At 66.8% G+C, this 6,772-nt stretch carries 7 protein-coding genes and 1 pseudogene; 4 read left to right on the top strand and 4 right to left on the bottom strand.

From position 1 onward, the window contains the following. Positions 1 to 392: hypothetical protein (locus tag H8B02_RS43770; protein ID WP_229171981.1), on the top strand; the 392-nt coding region annotated here is incomplete at its 5' end. 104 nt (positions 393 to 496) lie between these two features. Further along, positions 497 to 847: a hypothetical protein gene (locus tag H8B02_RS43765; RefSeq protein ID WP_229171980.1), complete on the top strand. Its 351-nt coding sequence runs from the start codon at positions 497 to 499 to the stop codon at positions 845 to 847. 39 nt (positions 848 to 886) lie between these two features. Here the strand turns inward: H8B02_RS43765 and H8B02_RS43760 are convergent, their stop codons facing one another. From H8B02_RS43760 to H8B02_RS43750, 3 genes are all read right to left on the bottom strand, one after another. Then, positions 887 to 1,762 carry an MlaD family protein gene (locus H8B02_RS43760; protein WP_106328293.1) on the bottom strand — a complete coding sequence of 292 codons (876 nt, stop codon included), beginning with the start codon at positions 1,760 to 1,762 and terminating at the stop codon, positions 887 to 889. Positions 1,763 to 1,883: 121 nt separating this feature from the next. Further along, on the bottom strand, positions 1,884 to 2,654 hold the full coding sequence (locus tag H8B02_RS43755; RefSeq protein ID WP_229171979.1) for an ABC transporter ATP-binding protein: 771 nt from the start codon (positions 2,652 to 2,654) through the stop codon (positions 1,884 to 1,886). A 2-nt stretch (positions 2,655 to 2,656) separates the two neighbouring features. Continuing rightward, complete coding sequence (locus H8B02_RS43750; RefSeq protein ID WP_229171978.1) at positions 2,657 to 3,790, bottom strand: MlaE family ABC transporter permease; 1,134 nt, start codon at positions 3,788 to 3,790, stop codon at positions 2,657 to 2,659. Between the two features lie 134 nt (positions 3,791 to 3,924). Here H8B02_RS43750 and dgcA point away from each other — a divergent pair, with 134 nt between their 5' ends. Beyond that, on the top strand, positions 3,925 to 4,926 hold the full coding sequence (gene dgcA / locus H8B02_RS43745; protein ID WP_229171977.1) for an N-acetyl-D-Glu racemase DgcA: 1,002 nt from the start codon (positions 3,925 to 3,927) through the stop codon (positions 4,924 to 4,926). Here dgcA and H8B02_RS43740 read toward each other — a convergent pair. After that, a complete protein-coding gene (locus tag H8B02_RS43740) occupies positions 4,896 to 6,095 on the bottom strand; it encodes an MFS transporter (protein ID WP_229171976.1) in 1,200 nt (399 codons plus the stop codon). The genes dgcA and H8B02_RS43740 overlap by 31 nt on opposite strands. A 75-nt stretch (positions 6,096 to 6,170) precedes the next feature. Here H8B02_RS43740 and H8B02_RS43735 point away from each other — a divergent pair. Next, positions 6,171 to 6,772: pseudogene (locus H8B02_RS43735) on the top strand (hypothetical protein); the annotation flags it as partial.

Genomic DNA, 6,772 nt, shown 5'->3' with positions numbered 1-6,772 from the left:
CCCCGCAGAACCGCGACGCCCAGCAGCGCCCGCGTCCGCAGCAGCAGCCGGCCGCCAATCCGCTGGAATCGCTGTCGCTCGACATCGGCCGGCTGATGGACCGCACGCTTGCGGCCGAGATGTGGGATCGCTACCAGCGCGGCGAGAACAAGGCGTTCTCCAAGCGCCTCTACACGCCGGCCGGCCAGAAGGCCTTCGATGAGGTGGCCCGCAAGTACCGCGCCGACCGCGGCTTCAAGCAGACGGTCGACCGCTACATCGCGGAATTCGAGCGCCTGCTCGACGAAGTCGCCCGCGAAGGCCGCGGCCAGCAGGAGCTGAGCAGCCACCTGACCTCGGAGACCGGGCTGGTCTACACCCTGCTCGCCCACGCCGCGGGACGGCTGGGGTAAGCGTTCGAACCACCCAGTACAAGAAACGGAGGCAGCGATGCCTCCGTTTTGCTTTTGACCGCCGCAAGACTAGAATTGCGGGAGAACGAGCTGGGAGGGTTCAGATGTTGCTCGCACGCTGGCGCCCCATCGTCGCGCTGACGATGCTCGGGACGATCGGGGTGGCCGCGGTTGCGACGGCGGACCCGATCCAGCCGTCCAAAATCCGGACCATCAGAATAAAGGAAGAGAGCAAGCCCGCGGCCGATGCTCATGTCGTTCGAACGACGCCTGTCAGCCCGGCAGGCGATGCGACCAGCCGCGCATGGCCGGCAACGAACGGCGTCGTCAATGCGGCATCCGATCCCCACCATATTCGCAGCTTGAGGATCCGCTCGGAGCAGACGTATCCGGACGACCGCTATCGCCGCTTCGTTCCTGAAGCAGCCGAGCCATCTCAGGCAGCGCCCCAGTAGGACTGCGACGATCGTCGGGACGAACGGAAGGCGCGTAGCCTATTGCTGCCGGCGCCGCGGCCCGGCCGGTGCTGCGGCCGGAGCCGGCGCGGGCTCGGGTGCGGCGTTGTTGCTGCCGCCGAAGATCACCCGGCTCGGGTTGCGGTCGAAATTGTTCACGGCGCGGCTGATGTCGGACAGCGTGCGGCGGCCGTCGTTGATCAGGAGATTGGAGCGCTTGTCGAGATCGTCGGCGAGTTCGCGGATCGACTTCACCATCAGGTTCAGCTCGCTGCCATTGTTGCCGCCCGCGATCGCATTGAGGCCCAGCATCAGATTGTCGGCCTTGCCCATCACGCCGTCGACCTTGAGCATGACGTTGTCGATCTTCTCGGAATTGCGCGCCAGCGCCTGGGTGAAGACCTCGAGATTCTTCAGCGAATTCTTCACCGACTGCTGATTGTCGGCGACGATGCGGTTGACGTTTTGCAGGGTGGCGCGGATCGCTTCGGTGACGTCCTGCAGCGCATTCGGGTCGGCGGTCAGAACCGGGATGCCGTCCTCATCCAGCGGCACCGGCGGAGCGGCCTCCTCGCCGCCCTTCAGCGAGATCGCGGCGACGCCGGTCAGGCCCTGGAATTCGAGGCCGACCAGGGTGTCCTTGCGCAGCGGTGCGTTGTTCTCGATCATCGCCAGCGCGACCACGCGTCGCGGGTTGTCGAGCTTGACCGAGACCACTTCCCCTATCCGGATACCGTTAAAATTGACATTGCCGCCGTTGCGCAGGCCCGACGCCGGTCCCTCGAAGATCACCCGCAGGGGACTGCGCTGCTTGGTGGTGTGCAAGCTCTGGAACCACAGCACGAAGCCGAACGCCGCGGCGATAACCGCCAGCGTGAAAGCCCCGATCAAGACGTAGTTCGCCCGCGTTTCCATCAATTACTCGCGTTCATCACTCTTGGGCGCTCGCGCAGTCGGCCTGCGTTCGAGCCCGTCGAATTCCTTGTTGGCGCATGATCTCGTCCGAAAACCGGTCTTTTCGTTTCGGGATCATGGGCTAGGCCACAACGGCACGGGCGCGCTTGCCGTTGAAATATTGCTGCAGCCACGGATGCTGCGATGCCTTCATGTCGGCGATCGATCCTGCAGCGATGATCTTACCGTTCCCTAAAACGGCGATACGGTCGCACGCGGTGTAAAGACTGTCGAGATCGTGGGTTACCATGAAAACGGTCAGCCCCAAAGTGCGCTGCAGGGTGCGCACCAGCTCGTCGAAATCGCCGGCGCCGATCGGATCGAGGCCCGACGTCGGCTCGTCGAGAAACACCAGCTCGGGATCGAGCGCGAGTGCGCGCGCCAGCGCGACGCGCTTGATCATGCCGCCGGACAGTTCCGACGGATAGCGATCGGCGACCTCGGGCTTCAGCCCGACCATCACCAGCTTCGCCACCATGATCTCGTCGAGCAGCCGCTGCGAGACCCGCAGATATTCGCGCGCCGGAAACTGGATGTTCTGGCGCACCGTGAGCGAGGAGAACAGCGCGCCCTGCTGGAACAGAATGCCCCAGCGCCGCTCGACGGCGCGGCGCTGCGCCGAGCTCGCGGCATCGAGATCGACGCCGAACACTTCGATGCGGCCGGAGACCTTCGGCACCAGGCCGATGATGGTGCGCGTCAGCACCGATTTGCCGGCGCCTGACGGGCCGACGAAGCCGAGAATCTCGCCGCGCTTGACGTCGAGATCGAGGCCGTCGAGCACGCGCGTGGTGCCGAATTGAACGGTGATGTCGCGGACCCGGATGATGGCGTCGATGTCCTGCTCGGCCATGATCACATCCCGATCGAGGCGAAGAAGATCGCGAACACGCCGTCCATCACGATCACGAAGAAGATTCCTTTCACCACCGACGCGGTGGTGTGCTGTCCGAGCGACTCCGCCGAGCCCTGCACCGCCAGCCCCTCGACGCAGGCGACGATGCCGATCACCGCGGCCATGACAGGCGCCTTGACCATGCCGACGATGAAATGGTCGATCGATATGGCATCACGAAGGCGGAGCAGGAAGGCCTCCGGGTCGACGCCGCCATAGAGCCAGGCCACCAGGCCGCCGCCATAGAGCGCGGCCATCGCGCCGAGGAAGGCCAGGATCGGCAGCGCCAGCACCAGCGCCAGCATGCGCGGCAGGATCAAGACCTCGATGGGATCGAAGCCCATGGTGCGCAGCGCGTCGATCTCCTCGCGCATCTTCATCGAGCCGAGCTCGGCGGTATAGGCCGAGCCGGAGCGGCCCGCGACCATGATCGCGACCAGCAGCACGCCGATCTCGCGCAGCACCAGCACGCCCAGCATGTCGACCACGAAGATATCGGCGCCGAACCTGCGGAAATGGAAGAGGCCCTGCTGCGAGATGATGCAGCCGATCAGGAAGGTGATCAGCACCACGATCGGCACCGCGCGCCAGCACACCTGCTCGAGGTGATGCACGGTCGAGGTCAGGCGGAAGCTGCGCGGATGGATCAGCACCTTGCCGGCCGCGGCCAGCACAGCGCCGAGCATGTCGACGAGGCCGATGATCGTGCCGCCGACCCCGGCCACGGTGCGGCCGATCTGCTCGAGCATGCCCGTGATCGACAGCCGGTCGCTGACGACCCTCGGCGCAGGACCCACGCGGCGCACCTCGTCGACCAGGCTGGAATAATTGGCGGAGAGGCCGGCGATCTCCGCTTCGGCGCTGGCGTCGCTGAGGCTGCGGCGCAGCCGCTCAATCAGCCACGCGCCGAACGTATCGAGGCTCGCGACCTGCGACACGTCGATGAAGATGTGGGGACGGCTGCCGCGCAGTTTCTCGGCGTCGGAGACGATCCGCTCGAGCGCGGGAGCAAAGCGGGCTGTCCAATTGCCCGCCGCACACAACGCCAGTCCTTCGCCTTGGGCTATCCGCTCCAGTGTCGGGTCGCCGCTCACCTTTTGCCTACCCCTCAAGCCGGCTGGCCGTTGATCTCCGGCGGCTTGCCGGATCGGCTTGTCGAATCTGTCGCTAACCAGCCATAGTTGGTTGCGCGTCGCAAGCTACGGTTCAGGAAATAGTAGACTTTAAAATGACTTCCACCCCTCCCGGAGCCGTTTCCCTGACAGGGCGGATCGAGCGCTGGCCGATCACCGGAACCTTCACGATCAGCCGCGGCGCCAAGACCGAGGCCGTCGTCGTGGTGGCCGAGGTGAGCCAGGGCGGCCTCACAGGCCGCGGCGAATGCGTGCCCTACCCGCGCTACGGCGAAACGCCCGAGGCGACGCTGCAGGCGATCCAGGCGATGCAGGCGCCGCTCGCCGGCGGCATCGACCGCATCACCTTGCAGGCCAGCATGCCCGCCGGGGCCGCCCGCAATGCACTGGATTGCGCGCTGTCGGACTTCGAGGCCAAACGCGCCGGCAGGCGGATCTGGAACCTGCTCGGCCGCCCCGCGCCCGAACCGCGCACCACCGCCTATACGATCTCGCTCGGGACGCCCGAGGCGATGGCGGAAGCCACCGCGAAGGCCGCGCATCGCGCCCTGCTCAAGATCAAGCTCGGCGGCGATGGCGACACCGCGCGGATCGCCGCCGTGCGCAAGGCGGCGCCGGCATCCGAACTCATCGTCGACGCCAATGAAGCCTGGACCGAGGACAACCTCGCCGCCAATCTCGCGGCCTGCGCCGATGCCGGCGTCACGCTGATCGAGCAGCCGCTGCCGGCGGGCAAGGACGAGGCGCTGCTGCGGATCAAGCGCCCGGTTGCGGTCTGCGCCGACGAAAGCGTGCATGACCGCGCCTCACTCGAAGGCCTGCGCGGCCGCTATGACGCCGTCAACATCAAGCTCGACAAGACCGGCGGGCTGACCGAAGCGCTCGCGATGGCGGATGCCGCCCGCGCGCTCGGCTTCGAGATCATGATCGGCTGCATGGTCGCGACCTCGCTCGCGATGGCGCCGGCGATGCTGATCGCGCAAGCCGCGCGCTTCGTCGATCTCGACGGCCCGCTCCTGCTGGCCAGGGATCGCGACGACGGCCTGCGCTACGACGGCAGCCTGGTCTATCCGCCGGACGCTGCGCTCTGGGGATGAAGGGATAACCGCCTCCGCGCCAACCACATCACAATCCCGCCCGTCGCCGCCATCGCCGCCATCATGTCGTAAACGCCGAGCCCGAAGCGCGCATAGACCATGCCGCTGATGATCGCCGTGGTGCTCGCGACAATGCCGCCGCAGGCAGTGAGATAGCCCTGCGCGCGCGCCATCACATGAACCGGCACGTGATGCACCATCAGGCCCATGATGCCGACCTGGGTCAGTCCGAAGCTCAGCCCGTGTCCGAGCTGAACCACGGCCAGCACGGCAAGCGGCGGATCCTGCGCGGTGATCGCCCAGCGCGCCGCGGCGCTGGCGGCCGCGATCATCACCAGGACAGCCGACGGCAGCGCAAAGCGCGGTGAGGCCGCAAACAGCACGATCTCGGCGATCACACCGAGCACCCAGAGGGCCGCGATGGTTAGGCCGCTGAAGCCGGCCTGCTGCCAGGCAATCGATGCGAAGATGTAATAGGCGCCGTGGCTGCCCTGGATCAGCGCCGAGGACACGATGATGGCGAGGAACGTCGGATTGCGCAGCAGCCTCGGCGCGCCGGCCACCGGCGCAACTGCGGCCGCTGGGCGGCCGAGCGGCCGCAGCGTCAGCCCGACCAGCGCGCCGAGCACGGTCACGGCCGTGATGATCCAGATCAGATCGACCTCGGCGACATAGCGCAGCAAGAACCCGCTGATCAGCGCGCAGACCGCGAAGGCGGCCGAGCCCCACAGCCGCAACGGTCCGTAGCTCAAGCCGTATTGCCTGACGCCGCGCAGCGCATAGGCATCGGTGAGCGGCACCATCGGGGTCCAGACGCAGCAGGTCAGCGCATAGACCGCGAGCAGCACCAACGGCTGGTGCTGGGTGCCGATCACGGCAAAGCCCACCGCGGTGGCGAATCCCGTGGCGATCATCGCGCCGCGCAGCATCTGGCGCCGCTCCGCGGCCGCGGTGACCAGCGGCAGCACGGTGAAGCGCGTCACCGGCGGCACCGCCGTGATGAGGCCGATCCAGGTGGCATCGATCCCGATCGCCTTCAGCCACACCGTGAAAAACGGCAGGTGGACCCCGGTCATCCCGAACGTCGTGGCATAGAATGCCGCGAGGCTGCGCGCGAATCGCCGCGGCGCAACTTTTGCTGCGATGGGGATTTGTGATTCGGAAGACATCAATTCAATTGCGATTCGCGCGATATCGTGGTGATCGTTAGCGTAACGCGCAGTGATTTGCGCGGAGAGATTGTGATGGCCGAAGAAGCATTCGCCCTGTCGCCGATATCCGCCCGCGCGGCCCTGCCGAGCGAGGAGGACTATGCTGCGATCAGCGCGGCCTTCATGGAGACCTCGCGGGGCCGCTGGTTCCTCGGCGAATACGCCAAGCGCAACCGCAATGCCGATACCCGCATGGTGCTCGATGCCGTGGCGCGGATCGAGGACAGCCTCAGCGCGCAGCGGCAAGCCGCCGCGGCGGCCGTCAGGGACGAACAACTGGCACAGGCGCTGGCTGCCCTGCGCGGCGCGATCGAGGCCGCCCAGGCCTCCGCCATCGCGGCACTCGACGGCATCAGCTTCGAGCCCAACCTCGCGCCGGTGCGCAAGGGCGTACGGGTGATTCGGGAGATCTCCTGGCGGCTGCGCGAGATTGGCAATGACGGCCGGATCTGCGACATCATCGATTCGCAGGCCAGCGCGATCGAGGCCGGTGCGACCCAGGTTTCGATGGACGATGCCAAGGCCGTGCTGGATGCCGCTTTCGCGGCGCTGGCCCGCCGGCTCAGCGAATTCGATCCGGACCAGGCGACGCCCGCGGCCGAACCGGCCATCGCCGAAGCACCGGTTGCGGAACC

It is taken from the genome of Bradyrhizobium altum (genome assembly GCF_020889705.1).
GTDB classification, from domain to species: Bacteria; Pseudomonadota; Alphaproteobacteria; order Rhizobiales; family Xanthobacteraceae; genus Bradyrhizobium; species Bradyrhizobium altum.
Note: the sequence above shows the minus strand (reverse complement) of the source record. Positions and strands in the feature narration are given on the sequence as shown.